The 17,313-nt window shown below is 61.2% G+C and carries 15 protein-coding genes; 1 reads left to right on the top strand and 14 read right to left on the bottom strand.

Annotated features, from left to right (window positions below; translation table 11 throughout):
- Positions 1-121 precede the first annotated feature (121 nt).
- On the bottom strand, positions 122-1,531 hold the full coding sequence (locus AC3EA7_RS20355; protein ID WP_488615904.1) for an MFS transporter: 1,410 nt from the start codon (positions 1,529-1,531) through the stop codon (positions 122-124).
- Between the two features lie 315 nt (positions 1,532-1,846).
- Between AC3EA7_RS20355 and map the strand changes: the two genes are divergently transcribed.
- On the top strand, positions 1,847-2,599 hold the full coding sequence (gene map, locus AC3EA7_RS20350) for a type I methionyl aminopeptidase (RefSeq protein ID WP_488615903.1): 753 nt from the start codon (positions 1,847-1,849) through the stop codon (positions 2,597-2,599).
- A gap of 4 nt (positions 2,600-2,603) precedes the next feature.
- Here the strand turns inward: map and ftsZ are convergent, their stop codons facing one another.
- The 13 genes from ftsZ to mraY form a co-directional block, all read right to left on the bottom strand.
- Positions 2,604-3,782, bottom strand: a complete 1,179-nt coding sequence (gene ftsZ / locus AC3EA7_RS20345) for a cell division protein FtsZ (RefSeq protein ID WP_488615902.1) — start codon at positions 3,780-3,782, stop codon at positions 2,604-2,606.
- A 17-nt stretch (positions 3,783-3,799) separates the two neighbouring features.
- A complete protein-coding gene (ftsA, locus tag AC3EA7_RS20340; protein ID WP_488615901.1) occupies positions 3,800-5,047 on the bottom strand; it encodes a cell division protein FtsA in 1,248 nt (415 codons plus the stop codon).
- A gap of 17 nt (positions 5,048-5,064) precedes the next feature.
- Positions 5,065-5,895 (bottom strand): cell division protein FtsQ/DivIB, encoded by an 831-nt coding sequence (locus AC3EA7_RS20335; protein WP_488615900.1) that lies wholly within the window; start codon positions 5,893-5,895, stop codon positions 5,065-5,067.
- Entirely contained in the window at positions 5,888-7,003 is a 1,116-nt protein-coding gene (locus AC3EA7_RS20330; protein WP_488615899.1) for a D-alanine--D-alanine ligase family protein, read from the bottom strand. Before AC3EA7_RS20330 ends, AC3EA7_RS20335 begins: the two co-directional genes overlap by 8 nt.
- 62 nt (positions 7,004-7,065) lie before the next feature.
- Positions 7,066-7,953, bottom strand: a complete 888-nt coding sequence (gene murB, locus AC3EA7_RS20325) for a UDP-N-acetylmuramate dehydrogenase (protein ID WP_488615898.1) — start codon at positions 7,951-7,953, stop codon at positions 7,066-7,068.
- 3 nt (positions 7,954-7,956) lie between these two features.
- On the bottom strand, positions 7,957-9,249 hold the full coding sequence (locus tag AC3EA7_RS20320; RefSeq protein ID WP_488615897.1) for a tetratricopeptide repeat protein: 1,293 nt from the start codon (positions 9,247-9,249) through the stop codon (positions 7,957-7,959).
- Positions 9,250-9,379: 130 nt separating this feature from the next.
- Positions 9,380-10,801, bottom strand: coding sequence for a UDP-N-acetylmuramate--L-alanine ligase (gene murC, locus AC3EA7_RS20315; protein WP_488615896.1), 1,422 nt, complete (start codon positions 10,799-10,801; stop codon positions 9,380-9,382).
- Positions 10,802-10,817: 16 nt separating this feature from the next.
- A complete protein-coding gene (locus AC3EA7_RS20310; protein ID WP_488615895.1) occupies positions 10,818-11,468 on the bottom strand; it encodes a hypothetical protein in 651 nt (216 codons plus the stop codon).
- Positions 11,465-12,739 (bottom strand): UDP-N-acetylglucosamine--N-acetylmuramyl-(pentapeptide) pyrophosphoryl-undecaprenol N-acetylglucosamine transferase, encoded by a 1,275-nt coding sequence (locus AC3EA7_RS20305; protein ID WP_488615964.1) that lies wholly within the window; start codon positions 12,737-12,739, stop codon positions 11,465-11,467. Before AC3EA7_RS20305 ends, AC3EA7_RS20310 begins: the two co-directional genes overlap by 4 nt.
- Positions 12,636-13,898, bottom strand: coding sequence for a putative lipid II flippase FtsW (ftsW, locus tag AC3EA7_RS20300; protein WP_488615894.1), 1,263 nt, complete (start codon positions 13,896-13,898; stop codon positions 12,636-12,638). The genes AC3EA7_RS20305 and ftsW overlap by 104 nt, the downstream gene beginning before the upstream one ends.
- Positions 13,899-13,931: 33 nt before the next feature.
- Positions 13,932-14,777: a rhomboid family intramembrane serine protease gene (locus AC3EA7_RS20295; protein WP_488615893.1), complete on the bottom strand. Its 846-nt coding sequence runs from the start codon at positions 14,775-14,777 to the stop codon at positions 13,932-13,934.
- Entirely contained in the window at positions 14,774-16,192 is a 1,419-nt protein-coding gene (gene murD, locus AC3EA7_RS20290; RefSeq protein WP_488615892.1) for a UDP-N-acetylmuramoyl-L-alanine--D-glutamate ligase, read from the bottom strand. Before murD ends, AC3EA7_RS20295 begins: the two co-directional genes overlap by 4 nt.
- Positions 16,193-16,197: 5 nt before the next feature.
- Positions 16,198-17,253 carry a phospho-N-acetylmuramoyl-pentapeptide-transferase gene (mraY, locus tag AC3EA7_RS20285; protein WP_488615963.1) on the bottom strand — a complete coding sequence of 352 codons (1,056 nt, stop codon included), beginning with the start codon at positions 17,251-17,253 and terminating at the stop codon, positions 16,198-16,200.
- Positions 17,254-17,313 lie beyond the last annotated feature (60 nt).

The following is a 17,313-nucleotide window of genomic DNA, read 5'->3' as shown; positions in this document are numbered from 1 at the left end:
TCCTGACCCGGTCGAGATGCGCACAAAGGCGCAACGGTGCGGAAAACGATACGCCTTCGTGTGAGCAACAGTAAGCACGCACATCGGTTGCCGTTTGATGCCGCCAGAACCACCGGCATGCTCAATGACGCGCGTTCGAGATATGGATACGATACGCAATCAGAATAGCCAATCCAGCAACGGCCGCCATCAACACAAAGTGCAGCGCAACCCGTCCGGCTTCGACCATATCACTCTGTTCTCCTGAGCCGATGATCACACCGCCGATCCCCGCGCCAAGCGCCGTTCCCAGTTGACTGGCGATTTGCAATGCCGATGATGCACGCCCCTCGTGACCCTGTGCGGCGTTCTGGAGCATGGCGAGCGACAGAGCGGAGTATGCCAACCCGATGCCGCACCCGGCAATACCCCACGTGACAATGCTGAGCAGCGGTGGAACAACCGGTGCAATTGCGGCGGTTGTTGCGCCAATCCCGATCAGCATCACGAGCAAACCGGCGGCTGCAATCGAACCAGGCGGATGGCGGCGCACCAGGCGCGCCTGCATCCAGGCGCCCGCCGTCCACGTCAGGGTTGCCGCGGTCAGCGCCAACCCGGCAGTCACGACGCTCAAGCCGCGCACTGCGGTGAGGGTCAGCGGCACAAAGGCATCGACGCCAAAGAACGAGAGGTTAAGCAACCCCATAGCAGCAATCACGGCAGGCAGTCCAGGCGCAGCGCGAAGCGTCCCCGGCGGCAGAATATTCCGTAGCGCCACAACGGTTATGATGGCGCCGGTGACGACCAGCGCGACTCCGGCGACCGGCGCGGCGCTCACCTGGCCCAGTCCGCTGATCGTCATCGCTGCGCCGGTGGCGAGCACAAGCGCCATCCGAACATCATTGTTGCGCGCTCGATGATCGTCAATATCGAACGATTGCGGTGCAGGCGCAAGACGACGCAACGACGGCAACGCCATGAGCGCGGCGACGAGCGGCAGCGGAGTCAGCCCCAGGAAGACCCAGCGCCAGCCGATGTGCTCGGTGATGATCCCCGCCAGACCAGGACCGACCATGCCCGGCACAACCCAGGCGCTCGAAATGATCGCCAGCATGCGCGGACGTGCATCCGCCTCATAGCCGCGCCCAACGATGATGTACACCACCGCGCCAATGACGCCGCTGCCCAACCCCTGCACCGCCCGACCAACGATCAGCAATGGCATCGTTGGCGCCAGCCCTGCGATGAGTAACCCGGCAACAAAGAGTAGCGTTCCAGCGATGAACGGGATGGCGACTCCCCGGCGATCCGCCTCGGGTCCGGCGACCGTTGCCGCGACCATATTTGCCAACATGAAGGCGCTGAATGCCCAGCCGTACCACGCCAACCCTCCGAGATCGCGTGCAGTGGCGGGCATCGTGGCAGCAACGGCGAGCATCTCGAAAGCAGTGGCGACGATGATCAGCACCAACCCAACAGTGAGGACGCGCCGGCCAGCGACCCAGATGCCGGTCGGCAGGGCGGGTGAGGAGACGATCGTTTCTTCGACCATGGCAGCGAGGCCCTTTCTCTATTGCGAGCCGTCATTATCGCATATTTCGGAGGCGCAAAAAGAAGATAAAAAACCTTCGTGCCTCTGTACCGTTGTACAAGGCGCAATGCTACCACGGTCGAGATGCACACAACGGCATCGGCGCAGAGAGAAAAGAGCCTCTGTGCCTTTGTGCGAGGATAAACGAGTGTGTGCAGGCATTGTGCTATAATAACAGGAAGATTCATCATTGCAGATAGCAATCAGCGACGCCAGGCAGAGCGCCGCTCTATGCCTCCATTACGCGCCAGTTCAGGCGCCAGGAACATCCAGCCTATGTCAGTCGTATTGCGTACACGGCAGCAGATTGCGCTCATGCGCGCTGCTGGCCGTCTGGTGGCCGAAACGTTCGAGGTGCTGCGCGAGCATGTGCGCCCTGGCGTGACGACCAGAGAACTTGATCGCATCGCCGAGCAATTTGTGCGGAAACACGGCGCGATACCGGCATACAAAGGGTATCGCGGCTTTCCTGCCACTATCTGTGTCGCTATCAATAATGTCGTCTGTCACGGCATTCCAGGCAACGAGCGCCTGAAAGAAGGAGACATCATCGGTATCGACATGGGGGTGCGGTTGAACGGCTGGTATGGCGATTCGTGCATCACGGTGCCGGTGGGGAAGATTTCGCCGGAAGCGCAGCGGTTACTGGAGGTGACCGAAGAGGCAATGTGGCGCGGCATTCGCGCGGCGCGCGGCAGCGCACGCCTGGGTGACATCGGCGCAGCGATACAGACCTACGTTGAAGCCAATGGCTTCTCGGTCGTGCGGGAATGGACCGGGCACGGCGTCGGGCAACTGTTGCACGAGGAACCAACCGTGCTGCACTATGGCAAGCCCGGCACGGGGAAGCGGTTGCATCCCGGTATGACCTTTACGATTGAGCCGATGGTCAACGCTGGCAGGCCCGAGGCAGTGCTGGACAAAACCGACGGCTGGACGGTGCGCACCGCCGACGGCTCGCTCTCGGCGCAATTCGAGCATACCATTGCGATAACCGAGGGCGAGCCGGAAATACTGACGTTGCCATAGGCGGTTATCCGTTCTTTCGGCGGTTGCGCAGGAACGGCGGTATGTCCAGGTCGTCGGGGCTGATGCTGGCGCCCTGCGACCGCGCGGGTTGCGACGGCTGCGGTCGAGGTGCGGCTGGCGGGTGTGGTTCCGCATACGCCATGTCGCGCTTCGGTTGGGCAGGTTGCTGCTGTTGCGAACCGGACATGTAGATGCGCTTGCGCGCCTCCGCCGGACGGCTGGCGTCGAAGCCGGTGGCGATCAGGGTGATCTTCACCTGTCCGGGCGGGAAGGTCGGATCGATCACTGCGCCAAAGATAATGTTCGCCTCCGGGTCCACCGCCTTTGCCACAATGTCTGCTGCCTCGTACACCTCGAGAATGCCAAGGTCTTCTCCGCCGGTCACGTTGAACAGCACACCCTTCGCGCCGTCGATCGACACTTCGAGCAAGGGTGATGCGATCGCCTCGTTGACCGCATCGACCATGCGGTTATCGCCGCTGCCGACGCCCAGCGCCATGAGCGCCGACCCCTGGCGCGCCATGATCGTCTTCACGTCGGCAAAATCGACGTTGATCAACCCGCGCTGCGTGATCAGGTCCGAAATGCCCTGAATGCCCTGGCGCAGCACGTTATCGGCCATCTGAAACGCCTGGAGCATCGACGTGTTCTTGCTCGCCGTCTGCAGGAGCCGGTCGTTGGGGATGACGATCAACGTATCGACCATCGGGCGCAGTTGCTCGATGCCCTGTTCGGCGGTCTTGCGACGATGGTTGCCCTCGAAACTGAACGGCTTCGTCACCACGCCAACCGTCAGCATCCCCAGGTCCTGCGCGATGCTGGCAATGACCGGCGAAGCGCCGGTGCCGGTGCCCCCTCCCATGCCTGCCGTAATGAACACCATATCGGCGCCCTTGAGCGCCTCGTAGATCTCCTCGGTCGTCTCTTCGGCGGCTTTTTGCCCGATAACCGGGTTGCCGCCCGAACCAAGCCCTTTGGTGAGTTTGTCACCGATCCGAATGCGAGTCGATGCGCGCGAATGCAGGAGCGCCTGTGCGTCGGTATTGATCGTGATAAACTCAATCCCGTGCACACCTTCGTCGACCATGCGGTCAACGGCGTTGGACCCGCCGCCGCCGACGCCGACCACTTTGATGACCGCGAAGTTCTCTGCGGCCTGGCTCAAACTGTCGTAATCGATCATTGATCCCTCTCCTTGCGTTATGGCAGAAACTCTTTCAGCCATCGTTTGAATCGTTCGTAGGTCGAAACCCAACCACCGTGATCAGACGGTGGTCCGCTGCTGGAATGAAGACCGCTCATGCCATGGCGCATGCCCCAGCGCAACAACCCGATCGCAGTGGCATACGCGGGGCTGTTGAGCGTATCCGCCAGCCCGGTGAGATCGGCGGGTATGCCGATGCGCACCGGAATGCCGAGCATGTCGCGCATCAACTCGTCGAGGCGCAGCAACTGCGCGGCGCCGCCGGTCAGAACGATGCCTGCCGGCAGGAGACCTTCGTAGCCGCTGCGCCGGATTTCGTTGTAGATCAGTTCCGTCAATTCTTCGGCGCGCGCCTGAAGCACCTGATTCAGCATGGTGCGGCTGATCTGCTGCCGCTCGCCAGGCGCAAACCCTTCGGCTTCGATCACATCCGGTTCTTCCTCCGTTTCTTCGGCGATCGCTGCGCCATATTTCAGTTTCAAATACTCGGCGGTGTTGTGGGGCGTCTGCTGAACGATCACGATATCGTTAGTGAAATGGTTGCCGCCAACGGGAATGACGCTGGTATGCCAGATGCCCCCCTGTGCAAAAACGGCGATATCGGTTGTGCCCCCGCCGATGTCCACCAGCACCACGCCCCGGTCTTTGTCGTCGGCGCTGAGCACCGCTTCGCCGGCTGCCAGCGGTTGCAGCACCAGGTCGTCGATCTCGACGCCGGTTTTCTGCACACTCTTGATCAGGTTCTGGATCGCCATCACCTCGCCCGTGATGATGTGGGTTTCCACTTCGAGACGAAAACCGGACATACCGATCGGATCGCGAATGCCCTCGTTGCCGTCTACCACATAGGCGCGCGGGATGACATGGATGACTTCACGCTGCGTGGGAATTGCCACTGCCTGCGCCGCCTCGACGGCACGTGCAACATCGTGGCGGGTGATTTCATGATCGCTGCGCGCCACTGCAACAACGCCACGACTGTTGAGCGACTGGATGTGCCGACCGGCAATCCCCACAAATGCAGCACTCACCCGATAGCCGGACAGCCGTTCGGCTTTTTCAATGCTGGTTGCAATCGCATTCACAGCATCGTCGATATTGACAACAACCCCCTTATCCAGTCCTTTCGATGGCGTCAGCCCGACGCCAAGCACATTGACGCGCCCATTGTCGTACACCTGTCCCACAATGGTGCAGACCTTGGTCGTGCCAACATCGATTCCGACTATCGTCCGGTGTGCCATACTCAGCCTCGTCGTTCCTACGGTTGTTGCAACGGCGTATCGTTTCGATAGTACGGCGTCGCCGGTCGCAAATCGAGCCAGATATACTCCGTCGGCTCCTGGATCGTCAGAAAATGCAGTATCTGGATCTTTTCATCCAGGCGATCTTTCCGGCCAAAGACGATCGTGCGCCCATCGGCAGTGGTCACCGTGATGCCGCGTTCCATATCCCAACTGACACCGGCTGGCGTCACGCCCGCCTCGTTGGGCAGACGCAGCGCCAGGGCGCGGACAAGCGATAGCACGTCGGGATCGATCCGGTCGTTAGGCTCAACCGCGCGCCCGCTACGGTCTTCAATGATCAATGTATCGGTCACGAATGCAGCGTTGTCGAGACCCAGCACACGCCCCTCGGCATCGACCAGGAACCGCATGTCGCCGACTTGCCAGCGCACATCGGGTTGACGTTCCACCAGATTGATGATCAGCACGTCGGGCAGGGCCAGTGATGCTTCGACACGCTCGACATATGCGCTCTGTGCAACGCGCGCTTCGACGTCGTCAGTCTGCACCAGCCAGATCGAGGCGCCCGTCACGCTCGCCATCTCCTCAATGTCGGATTCATCGAGGATCTGAGCACCGTTGATCTGGAGATTGCGCACAACAAACTGCGGCGAAACGGCGATGGCGATCAGTCCGCCAAGTGATGCCAGGAAAAGGATCAGGCTAACAATGCGCCCGGATGCCAGCCAGCCGCCAATAGCGCGGCGCGGACCCGGCATGGCGCCGGCGGCGTTGCGCCGACGGTTGCGCCGTGCAGCAATGCGCGCACGGGTGTTGGGCTGGTTGTACTGAAAATCATTACGCATCCCGATCTCTCCTGTGCCGTTCGAGCGCCAGTTCGATCAGGCGGTCGAGCAATTGTGGATACGATATGCCGCTGGCTTCCCACATCATGGCATACATGCTGACCGGCGTAAAACCGGGCATGGTGTTGACTTCATTCAGGTACAGGTCGCCGGTTTCGCGGTCGAGCAAGAAATCGATGCGCGCCAACCCGGCTCCGTCAATGGCTCTGAACGCCTGCGCCGCGAGGGTGCGCACCCGTGCCGCGAGTTCGAGCGTAATCGGCGCAGGAATAAGAATCTTTGACGCACCGCTCAGGTATTTTGCCTCGTAGTCGTACCATTCGCCGGAAGGAACCACTTCGCCGGGCACACTGACTTCCGGTTCGTCATTGCCCAGAACGCTGACTTCGATCTCGCGCGCGGAAATACCCTGTTCGACGACAATCCGCCGATCATAGGCGACGGCTGCGGCGATACCGCGTTCGAGCGCAGCACGATCGGTCACCTTGCTGATCCCGACGCTCGATCCCAGGTTTGCCGGCTTGACGAACAGCGGATAGGTGAGGCGCCGCTCGACCCAATCGAGCACCTGCACCGGTTCGCGTTCCCATTCCCCCCGGCGAATAAGCAGCCAGGGCACGACCGGCAACCCGGCGCCGGAGCAGGCGACCTTCGTCATCGCTTTGTCCATGCCGACTGCCGATGCCAGGACGCCGCATCCCACGTAAGGAATCCTCATCAGTTCCAGCACTCCCTGTACCGTGCCATCTTCGCCCATGGGTCCGTGGAGGACTGGGAAAACGACATCGAGCGTCCTGAGCGGCGACTGTTCACCGGCGACCATCAGCGTCAGCGGATCGGTCGTCGTCTCATCAGGCACATCAACCGACGCCGGGATGGTTGTCGCCAGCGAACCGCCTGGCAGCTTCGACCGATCCGCCTGCGCCAGCAGTCGGGCATGCGCATCGGGGGCAATGATCCAGCGCCCCTGTTTGGTGATGCCAATTGGCGTCACATCATAGCGTTCAGCGTCGAGACCGTCCATAATCGCGCGCGCCGAGACCAGCGACACCTCATGTTCACCCGATTGCCCGCCGAACAGGACCCCCACTCGCACTTTGCGCGTCATCGTTGTCAGTCTCCGTCCTCGATCTCAAGTGGCGTCGCGCCTGATTGGACACCGCCCATTGTTCATCCGACGATCTGAATTTCGAGTTCGAGTTCGATCCCGGTCATTGCCAGCACCCGTTCACGCGCCAGGTCGATCAGGCGCAGCACATCATCACTCGACGCGCCGCCGAGATTGATAATGTAGTTGGCATGGCGCGCAGCAATTTCCGCATTCCCAATGCGCGTTCCTTTCAAGCCGGCGGCTTCGATCAAGCGCCCTGCGCTCTCTCCTGGCGGGTTCTTGAACACGCTGCCGCAACTGGCGCCCCACGGCGTCTTACCGCGTCGTTCGTGCGAGGTGCGCTCCATCCGTCGCGCCAGCGCCGTCAGATCGTCGCGGTGCAGGCGAAACGCAGCGGCGAGGATGATCGGCTGATCGCGCCAGGCAACGCCATCGGCGCGCATCCGCTTGAGCACACTCGTTCGATAACCGAATGCAAAGCGCTCCGCCGACCATTCCTGCGTTTCGCCATTGACCAGCACCCAGGCGCGTTCGAGCGCTGTTGCAATGTCGCCGCCATAGCAGCCGGCATTGCCGTACAGCGCGCCGCCGATCGTTCCAGGCAATCCTTCCGCCCATTCCAGACCCGCCCACCCCTGGCGCGCCAGCCGGCGCGCGATGCCTGCCATTGGCGCTCCGGCCTCGACCATTGCCCGCGCTTCGTCCCCATGGGTTTCGAGGCGCAGATTGTGCGCGCGAATGCGAACAACCAATCCAGGGAAACCGGTGTCGCGTATCAGAACATTCGAACCGCCGCCGAGCACAAAGACGGGTAGATTGCGCTGATCGGCCCACGCGAGCGCCTGCACCAGATCAGTGGCGTCTGTCGCCTGCACGAAATAGCGCGCCGGTCCGCCAATGCGCCAGGAGGTGTATGACGCCAGTGGTTCGTTTTCCAGATACTGCATACTTTATCCCGCCGGCTGTATTGCTTGAATGCGATAGCGCAATTTGTCCGCTTCATCGACATGGCGCAGCGCCTCGCGGATCTGAAGCGCCTCATTCCAGCGCGCCAGCGCCTGCGACTGCTGCGCCTGAGCGTAATGCAGATCGCCGAGTCGCTCAAGTGCACGCACAATACCAATCTGATCCCGATCGCGGCGCGCCAGCGCAAGCGCTTGTTCGTAATGCAGCACAGCCGCCTGTGGCTGACGCAACGCACGTGCAGCATCGCCCAGATGAATCAGGGCGATGCACTGACCACGCGGATTTTGCGTCCACTCCTGCAATTCGTATGCGCGCCGGTATGACTCCATCGCCTGTTCATGACGCCCGAGGCAGCTCATCACCGTGCCGATCACCGTATACGAGCGCGCCTGACCGACAATATCGTTAATCCGCCGCCGGAGGTGGAGGCTCTCTTCGGCTGATACCAGCGCATCGGCAGGTTTATTCTGGTTAAGCAGCACCAGTGCGAGTTTATCTTTCAGGATCGCCTGCCCGATCAGGCTGCCGCGTCCCTGTTCCAGGCTCAATGCGCGAGTATAGAAGGTGAAAGCCTCCTGATTCGCTCCCAGAACACGATACACATCACCAATACCCGTCAGCACGCGCGCAAGTTTCAATTTTTCGTCAATGGTTTCATGTTCCTCGCGTTCATGTTCCTCACGCGCCATTTGCAACTCTTGTAGCGCTTCCAGATGCCGCCCTTGCAACTGATGCACTTTTGCCAGATGCAGACGGGCTTCGGCTTCCAGATCGCTCAACTCACCACGGGCGGCAAGATCGCGTGCGTTGTGTAATGCCGTTTCCGCCTGAACCAGTTGTCCGAGTTCACGCTGCATACGCCCGATTCCGAGCAACGCGCGCGCCTCCGCCTCGGCATTTCGGGTACGCTGCGCCGCCCGCAACATCCGACGGGCATATTCGAGTCCTTCGCGGTACTGACCGCCGAATTCGAGCACTGCCAGCGCCAGCGCGCAGGCGCGCAGTTCGTATGGAGGACGGGACTCCACGTCAATGCGTTCGAGCAGCGTCAACACCCGCTCCGTCCAGTGGCGCGCGCCGCCAAAGTCGAGCCGTGCAACACGCATCTCGGTGATGGCCAGCGCCGTCTCGATGGCAGCCGTATACGCGCCTGCCCGTTCCCAGTGCCACGTCTGAATTTCGCGCCATCCTTCGGGCGCGCGTTCGTCACCGCTGTAGCGGGCGCCCAATTCTTCGGCGACGTGTCGATGAAATGTGGTTGTGTCGTCGTTTGTCACGTTGCGTTCAATTCCAATTATCCCTGGGGGCGTGGGGTGTCGTCGTTGTCGTCATCGTCGTCACCGTAGGGGCAGGTCTGAGACCTGTCCCTACGACACCTGCCCTACGACACCTGCCTCTACATCCGCCCTACACCGACGCCTGCCCCGCCGCCGCCCCCAATGCCTGGATCGCCATTTCGCCGACCCGGTATCCATCACCGGCGCCGAGGGTCAACAACACATCGCCGGGTTGCAACAATGCGATAATTGTTGCCGTTGCGGTCGCTACATCTCCTGCAACCTGAACATCACGGTGAACAATGCGCGCCGCAAGCGCACACGCAGCCGCATGCGGATCGCCTGTTTCGCGCGCCGGGTAGACGTCGCCAACTCGAACGACATCCGCCACATCAAAGGCATCCGCCCAGGCGTCGAGCATCGCATACGTGCGCGAGAATGTGTGCGGTTGTAGGTAGACGACAATGCGACAATCTGGAAAACGAGCGCGTGCCGCTGCCAGGGTTGCGCGCACTTCTGTCGGGTGATGTGCATAGTCGTCAATCACAATGATGCCGTTCACCTCGCCTTTGACGTCGAAGCGTCGGCGGGCGCCGCGATACCCGGCGAGTGCAGCGGCTATCGCCGCTCGATCAATTCCCAGCGTCATCGCCACTGCGATGGCTGCCAGCGCATTCCGCACATGGTGATCGCCGACCAATCGCATCACATACGTGCCGTCGAGTCGCGTGCCAAAGGTGCGACGGTCATAGCGCCAGAGATCAAAACTCGTCATGGCACCGTCATAGCGCACATTCGCAGCCATCCAGTCCATCAGCGCCAGCCGGCATGATGCCGGATTACGCGCAACAGTTTCTTCGATGCCATACAGTTGAACGTCGGGATGATCTGCGACTCGCACAGCGCCAGGGTCGTCGTTGCACACAATCAGGCGCTGCGGATGCGCAACGTTCCCGGCAAACGCGCGGAATGCCGCTTCATACGCTTCTGGCGATGGATAGATATCGACGTGTTCCCACTCGACATTGGTGATCACCGCCACATTGGGCGCGAGCGCCAGAAATGTCCGGTCATATTCATCGGCTTCCACGACGAGCGGCGCCGCAGGATCGCCCCAGCGCGCATTCGTTCCAAGATCGGGGATTTCGCCGCCGATCAGGAAACCAGGGTTAGCACCGGCGTGGGTCAGCATCAGTGCTATCAGCGCCGTCGTGGTCGTTTTCCCATGAGCGCCGGCTACTGCCACCACCTGCCGCGCGCGCGACCATTCACGCCAGAGGTCAGCGCGTCGCAACACCGGAATACCACGCTGGCGCGCCGCAATCAGTTCGACATGATCGTCCCGCACCGCAGACGTAGCCACCAATCGGTCAGCGCCCGCGACGAGGGACGGGTCGTGCCCATGCCAGATCTGTGCGCCGCGCTGCGCGAGCGTAGCGGTAAGCGTATTCTGCTGAAGATCCGAACCGCTGACCGTATGCCCCTGATCCAGCAGAATATGAGCAATGGCGCTCATTCCTGCGCCCGCAATGCCGACGATGTGATAGTGCATCTCTGCGACCTGGATACTATTTTTTAGGACCGCCGCCGCCACCGCCGCCGCCGCCGTCAACCGCCCAAACACGATTGAAACGAATGACCGTGACGATCAGCAGGGTGATAACAAATGCCGTAATCGTCGACGGAATGATGCCAGTCCACGTCGGCAGGCTATTCAACGCAGTCGCCAGCATATCTGGAACATTGGCAGTTGGCACGAATTCGCGCCAGAAAATCGCCACGGCGCTGGTCAACAACACCGCTGTGTACAGGCCGGTCAGCGCTCCCAGGATACGCAGCGGACGTTTGCCGCCCCATCCGCCAAGCGGCTTTCCTTCCCACGGAAACGAGTATCCAATGCCTACCGCTACCAACGCAACAAAGACCAGCACACGCAGCAAGAGCGGCGCCTCAAGATTCTCCGGAATAATCGGACCCAGCGGCGCGACATCAGCGGTGCTGCCACCGGTCAGAAACGCTGCCAGTCGCGGCAAGTTGCTGTACGTTCGGTTGATCAGCCCGACGACGAAATTACCGCCCTGGACGGCAATCAGATATGCCAGGGTTGTCATCAGCCCCAGGCTGACGAAGTAACGGAAGCCCCACACCCAACCGAGGATGCCGAGCGCTACAAGGATCGAATACGTAACGAACGGACCGCTCAGATCGATCGTTATCATGCCATCAGTCTCCTGCTCACCAGCATCTGAAGCAGAAACGCGAGCCGACGGGCGGCGTCGGGTTGCGCCAGCGCCCGCATCCGTTCTGCCATGGCGCATCGTTCGTCCCGGCGATGGATGAGCCGGTGGATTTCGCGAAAGAGCAATTCTTCCTCTGTGGTGCGGGCAAGCGCAGCATCGCTGATTTTGACCGCTGCGCCGCGCTGCGTCAGGTAATCGGCATTCTCCTCCTGATGCACATGCGGATAGGGCACAAGTATCGCCGGCAATCCAACCGCAGGCAACTCTCCAAGGGTTGAAGCGCCGCTACGACAGACCGTCAGATCGGCGGCGGCGAGTGCTGCGACCATGGTCGGCGCGGGAGACGTGGCGCCCTGAACGAGTATCGTCGATGCGCCGTGGAGATACTCAAACAGATGATACCGCTTTTGCAGGTTTTCTGGCAACTCCCGTATCACTGCTCTGAGAAATGTCGCATCTCCTTCGCGTCCACACACGTGAATAATTTCCATAAACGGGAGCAATGCCGGCAACAGCGCAGCAATCGCCCGATTGATGCTGCGCGAACCGCGGCTGCCGCCGGCGACCAGCAGCGTCGGCACGTCATCACGCAATCCAAACGCCGCGCGACAGGCCTGCCTGTCGGCAACGAACAGTTCCTGACGCACCGGATAGCCGGTGACCACCAGTCGAACCGTCCGATGCCCCGCCTTCAGTCGCGCGAGAGCCTCGTCATACTCCAGCGGTTCAAGCCCCAGATAACGGCCAGAGTCGGCCACGCTACAGGCGACCAGGGTGGACAGGCGCGCCAGGAGCCGCACTGCCAGACCGGGAACTACATCAGGCAGGTAGATCAGCGTGGGTATGCCCACGCGGCGCGCCGCCAGAAAGACCGGTACGCACACATACCCGCCGGTGCCCAGGATCACAACCGGTCGATCCCATTCGGCAAGCCGACGTGCTGCGACAGTTCCACGCGCCAGCGTTGCCAGGTTGCGCATCATCGTCAACGGATTGCGACCACGCAGCGCCGCTGCCGGTATTGCCTGGAACGGCAGGGCGCTTTCACGCGCTACAAGCGCTGCTTCCATACCGCCAACACTTCCCACGTAGAGCGCCGACCATCGTGCATCGAACGATCCTGCGCTACCCGATCGGTTCGGCGACTCAGCGGCGACGGATGGCGCCCCAGGCGCGTTGAGCGCCGCGGCGACGGTCAGCGCCGGATAGACGTGACCGCCGGTTCCGCCACCAACCAGCCAGACGCGCAAAGGACGCTGAACGTTCTGATTGGACGACCGTTTCATGAGACTCACCTGGATACGTATGGCCGGTATGACGCGAAATATTCAGCAAAATACCAGCCGCTGCCATACACACCGTCAGTGATGTTCCGCCATAACTGATGAACGGCAACGTCAGCCCGGTGAACGGAATGAGCGTCGTCACTACGGCAATGTTGATCAGCGCCTGACTGACGATCCAGCAGGTGATGCCGGTAGCGAGCAGCGCTGCGAAAGGATCGGACGAGCGACCAGCGATACGCATGCCGCGATAGGCGATCACCAGAAAACAGGTGACGACGAAGAGGGTTCCGACCAATCCGAACTCCTCGCCAATGATGGCGAAAATGGCATCGGTATGCGCTTCGGGCAGCCAGAAGAACTTCTGACGCGCCTGCCCGATCCCGACGCCAAACAACCCGCCGCTTCCCAGCGCGTAGAGCGCGTGAACCGGTTGATACCCAGCGCCCTGATAGTGCGCAAACGGGTCGATCCAGGCAGCAATCCGTTCCAGCCGGTAGGTAGCGATGTTGATCAACCCCCAGAATGCGCTGCCTGCCACGATTGCCGCTCCGATGATATGCAACAGGCTGGCGCCAGCCGCAAAGTAGACCACGCCCGCAACGATGACCAGCACAATTGTGGTTCCAAGATCACGCCCCAACAACACCAGACCGCAAACCACGCCAAGCATCAGCGCAAACGGCGCCAGCCCATAGGTGACGTTCGTCAGTTTTTCGCCGCGCCGTGAGAGCCAGTCGGCAAAGTAGATCACCATCACCAGTTTGGCAATCTCCGACGGTTGCATGCTGAACGAACCGACGCGGATCCAGCTACGCGCACCGTTGGCTTCGGTCATCGAGGCAGGCAGGATGAGCGTCAGCAGCAGTAGAAAGAGTGCGCCGGCCATCAGATGCACCGAAAAGCGCCGCCAGATCCGGTAATCGATGCGTTGCGCCGCCAGGAGCGCAACCACACCGATCACCGCCGCCGTCATCTGGCGCCAGGTATAGTAGAGTTGATCGCCGGTATCGGCATAAGCGCGCATAAACGATGCGCTGTACACCATCACCAATCCCAGCAGCACCAGCGTGCCGACAGCGGCGAACAAAACATAATCCGGTTTGCGAGGTAACGTTTCTGCCATAGGTTTTCGCTTTCAACCTTGTAAGCAAACGCTTCAGATCGGCGGCGTAATGAGCGCGACCAGCACGATCAACATCACCAGAACCGCCAGGGTCAGCGCCCATCCATTGCGCAGGCTGAGACGCACGACGGTCGGCGGGTAGGATCGCGTATCGAGCGCAAACCGCGGCGCCAGCAGCCACCCCAGCAGTGCGCCGGTCACCAGCCCGCCGATATGCGCATTATTGTCGATGTACGGCGTGGTCAATCCCAGCGCCAGGTTAATCAGCGTAATGAATATCAGGCTCCCCAGTTGCTGGCGCGCAATTCCACCCAATACCCGACGCGCAACCGTGTAGAATGCGATCAATGCGCCGATCAGCCCGAAGATCGCGCCCGACGCGCCCACCGAAGGATTGGGGTTGAGCGCATAGGAAGCAACTCCTCCTCCCAGACCGGCAATCATGTAGATTGCCAGGAACCGCTGCACGCCGAAGAGCCGTTCCGTCTCGAAACCGAGCGAGTAGAGCGCAAACGAGTTGAAGAACAGGTGCGCCAGCCCGCCGTGGAGAAACATAGCGGTGAGGAACCGGTAGTATTGGCTTCCGGCAAAAATCGCTGCATTATCTTTTGCGCCCCAGATCAACGAGAATTGGTAGATGCTCACCCCGCCTGCGATCCGAATCCCCACCGCATCGAGCAACCAGGGAACAGCAAAAACGACGATGTTGATCGTCAACAGAATGCGCGCCACCCATGGCGTAAAGAGCGGAAGCCGCACCTGCACCGCCATCGCCGGCGACTCCGGTTCCACAGGCGATGGTTCTTCCGGTGCGCGTCCTGCGGCTTCGAGGTTCCGCAGGATCCGCTGATAATCGGCGTCGTTATCGTTGTTGCTCACGTAAAACTCTGGATAATATGGCGAAATGCTTCGCCGCGATGGAACTCATTGCGGAACATGCCAAAACTCGCGCATCCTGGCGAAAGGAGCACAATGTCGCCGGGTGCGGCAATGCAGCGCGCCGTGTCGAGCGCTTGCTCGAAATCGTCGTAGGGACCGAAAACATCGGCATCAGCGCTCACAGCGCGCAGCGCTGCCAGCAGTTTCGGCGTCGCTGTTCCCTGGAGCAGGATCACCGCTCTGACTCGCCGCGCGATCTCGCGCGCAAAAGCGTCGAATGGCAGATTCTTATCGGCGCCACCGGCGATCAGCACAATCGGCGCATCGAACGCGCGGAGCGCGGCAATCGCCGCTTCAGGCGCGGTCGCTGCGGTATCATTGACATAGCGCACGCCATCGAGTTCACGCACGAACTCAAGCCGGTGCTCGACGCCGGTGAAGGTCTGCACGGCGCGCCGGATGTGCTCTGGTGTGACGCCAAAAGCGCAGGCGGCAGCGGTGGCGGCTGCGATGTTCGCCAGGTTGTGCGCTCCGGGCAGGCGCACATCGTCTCTGGCGCAGATGACCGTATGCGTCGCACCTCCCGCAGCAGAGGCATCATGCCAGATCAATTCGTCGCCATGCCAGAATGCTCCTCGTTGTCCTTCCAGATGAGGAGCTTCGACCTCTTCTGCACCGGTGAACCAGACCACATCGAGCGGACGATGGTCAACGACCGTCATCATCCGCATCACTGAGGAGCCGACATTCAGCACCACCGCATCGCCGGGGCGCTGATGGCGCCAGATCTGCTCTTTTGCCTGAATATACGCTTCCATCGTTCCATACCGATCGAGGTGATCCGGCGCAATCGAAGTGATGCAGGCAATCTGCGGGCTTAAGCCGGCTTCGCCCAACCCTTCGAGCGCAAATGACGAGAGTTCCAGCACCACAGGTGTGGCGACGTCGATCAGCGGCAGTTGATCGAGGGCAGAAATGCGCAGATTGCCGGCGATGACCGTCTTCGGGAACTGCTCACGCAGCATCGCACCCAGGAGCAGCGTCGTTGTCGTTTTGCCTTTCGTGCCGGTAACGCCGAGGATCGGTCCGGGGCAGAGCCGGAAGAAGAGGGTCATTTCCATTTCGACGGCTGCGCCGGCTTCACGCGCGATCTGCAGGTACCGCGATGCAGACGGCACTGCCGGGTTGCGCACCACAATCTCAGCCTGCCGGAAATCATCATCACGGTGCTCGCCGAGCACGAAACGGATCGGCAGACCGGCGAGGGCATCGAGCGATGCGCGCAGGTCGTCGGGCGTGCGCAGATCGGTGACCGTCACTTCTGCGCCCTGGAGCGCAAGGAAGCGCGCAACGCCAACCCCGCCGCCGTGAACGCCAAGCCCCATAACCAGCGCACGCTTCCCTTGCAGGTGCATAGAACCTATCGTTCCACTGTGATCGCCGGGCGTTCGACCGTCATCCGCGCCCGTTGCGCATCATTGATCGTCAATGCCAGCGAAATGCCGACCAGCGCTGCCACCATGCCCACCAGCACAAAGCGCTGCATCACCTGCGTTTCGCTCCAGCCCAGCAACTCGAAGTGGTTGTGCAGCGGCGACATTTTGAAGACCCGCTGCCCGACGCCGGTGCGCCGTTTGGTCCATTTGAAATAGCCGACCTGAATGATGACCGAGAGCGCTTCCGCAACGAAGACCAGACCGACGACCGGCAACAGCAGCCACTGCTGCGATTGCAATGCCACCACCCCCAGCGCAGCGCCGAGCGACAGCGAACCGAGATCGCCCATGAACACCTGCGCCGGATGCGCGTTGTACCAGAGAAACGCCGCACACGCCCCGACCAGCGTGAAACAGAACGCCATCAGGTTGATAAACTCGCCGTTCAGGAACGTAATCACACCATAGGCCGCGAACGCCAGCGTCAGATTCCAACCCGCCAGGCTGTCGAGACCATCAGTAAGGTTCACGGCATTGCTTGTGCCGACGATGATCAGCATAGCGAACGGAATGAACCACAGCCCGATGTCGAACTGCCCCACGAACGGGACGCGCACCTGACCGAAGTTCGCCAGACCAAACGGCGGCGGCAGGTAGAGCGCCAGCGCGGCGCCGAAGGCGATCAGCAGCATAAGCGCCATTTTCGTGCGCGGGGTAAATCCATACGTCTTCGACCGGCTGCCGACCAGCGACATATAATCGTCGATTGCACCAAGGATCGCAAATGCGATCAAGACAGCGAGCGGCAGCAGGACCGACCAGCGATCCACGAGGTTGAACGCCACTGTCAGAGCGATGACCGGCAACAGGATGATGATCCCGCCCATAGTTGGCGTGCCGGTTTTGACCAGGTGGCTCTGTGGTCCCTCGAGGCGGATCTGTTTACCGATTCGATGGCGACGCAGGAACCGGATCCAGTACCCGCCCGTTGCGAGCGTCAGGATGAAGGCGGCTGCCGCCAGCAGCAGCGCCCTTGCCATGTCCTGCACTAGGAGCGCCTGGAGGGTTTCGCGCACGTGTTTGCTCCCTCTACGTTGTTG

It is taken from the genome of Roseiflexus sp., from assembly GCF_057785375.1.
This window is presented reverse-complemented; position numbering and strand designations above follow the sequence as displayed.

What these genes read in the sequence shown, in the direction of transcription:
- mraY (WP_488615963.1), bottom strand. Translation starts at nt 17,253, where the DNA reads ATGGCAAGGGCGCTGCTGCTGGCGGCAGCCGCCTTCATCCTGACGCTC.
- murC (WP_488615896.1), bottom strand. Translation starts at nt 10,801, where the DNA reads ATGCACTATCACATCGTCGGCATTGCGGGCGCAGGAATGAGCGCCATT.
- murD (WP_488615892.1), bottom strand. Translation starts at nt 16,192, where the DNA reads ATGCACCTGCAAGGGAAGCGTGCGCTGGTTATGGGGCTTGGCGTTCAC.
- ftsA (WP_488615901.1), bottom strand. Translation starts at nt 5,047, where the DNA reads ATGGCACACCGGACGATAGTCGGAATCGATGTTGGCACGACCAAGGTC.
- murB (WP_488615898.1), bottom strand. Translation starts at nt 7,953, where the DNA reads ATGCAGTATCTGGAAAACGAACCACTGGCGTCATACACCTCCTGGCGC.
- AC3EA7_RS20355 (WP_488615904.1), bottom strand. Translation starts at nt 1,531, where the DNA reads ATGGTCGAAGAAACGATCGTCTCCTCACCCGCCCTGCCGACCGGCATC.
- ftsW (WP_488615894.1), bottom strand. Translation starts at nt 13,898, where the DNA reads ATGGCAGAAACGTTACCTCGCAAACCGGATTATGTTTTGTTCGCCGCT.
- AC3EA7_RS20330 (WP_488615899.1), bottom strand. Translation starts at nt 7,003, where the DNA reads ATGACGCGCAAAGTGCGAGTGGGGGTCCTGTTCGGCGGGCAATCGGGT.
- map (WP_488615903.1), top strand. Translation starts at nt 1,847, where the DNA reads ATGTCAGTCGTATTGCGTACACGGCAGCAGATTGCGCTCATGCGCGCT.
- ftsZ (WP_488615902.1), bottom strand. Translation starts at nt 3,782, where the DNA reads ATGATCGATTACGACAGTTTGAGCCAGGCCGCAGAGAACTTCGCGGTC.
- AC3EA7_RS20335 (WP_488615900.1), bottom strand. Translation starts at nt 5,895, where the DNA reads ATGCGTAATGATTTTCAGTACAACCAGCCCAACACCCGTGCGCGCATT.
- AC3EA7_RS20310 (WP_488615895.1), bottom strand. Translation starts at nt 11,468, where the DNA reads ATGATAACGATCGATCTGAGCGGTCCGTTCGTTACGTATTCGATCCTT.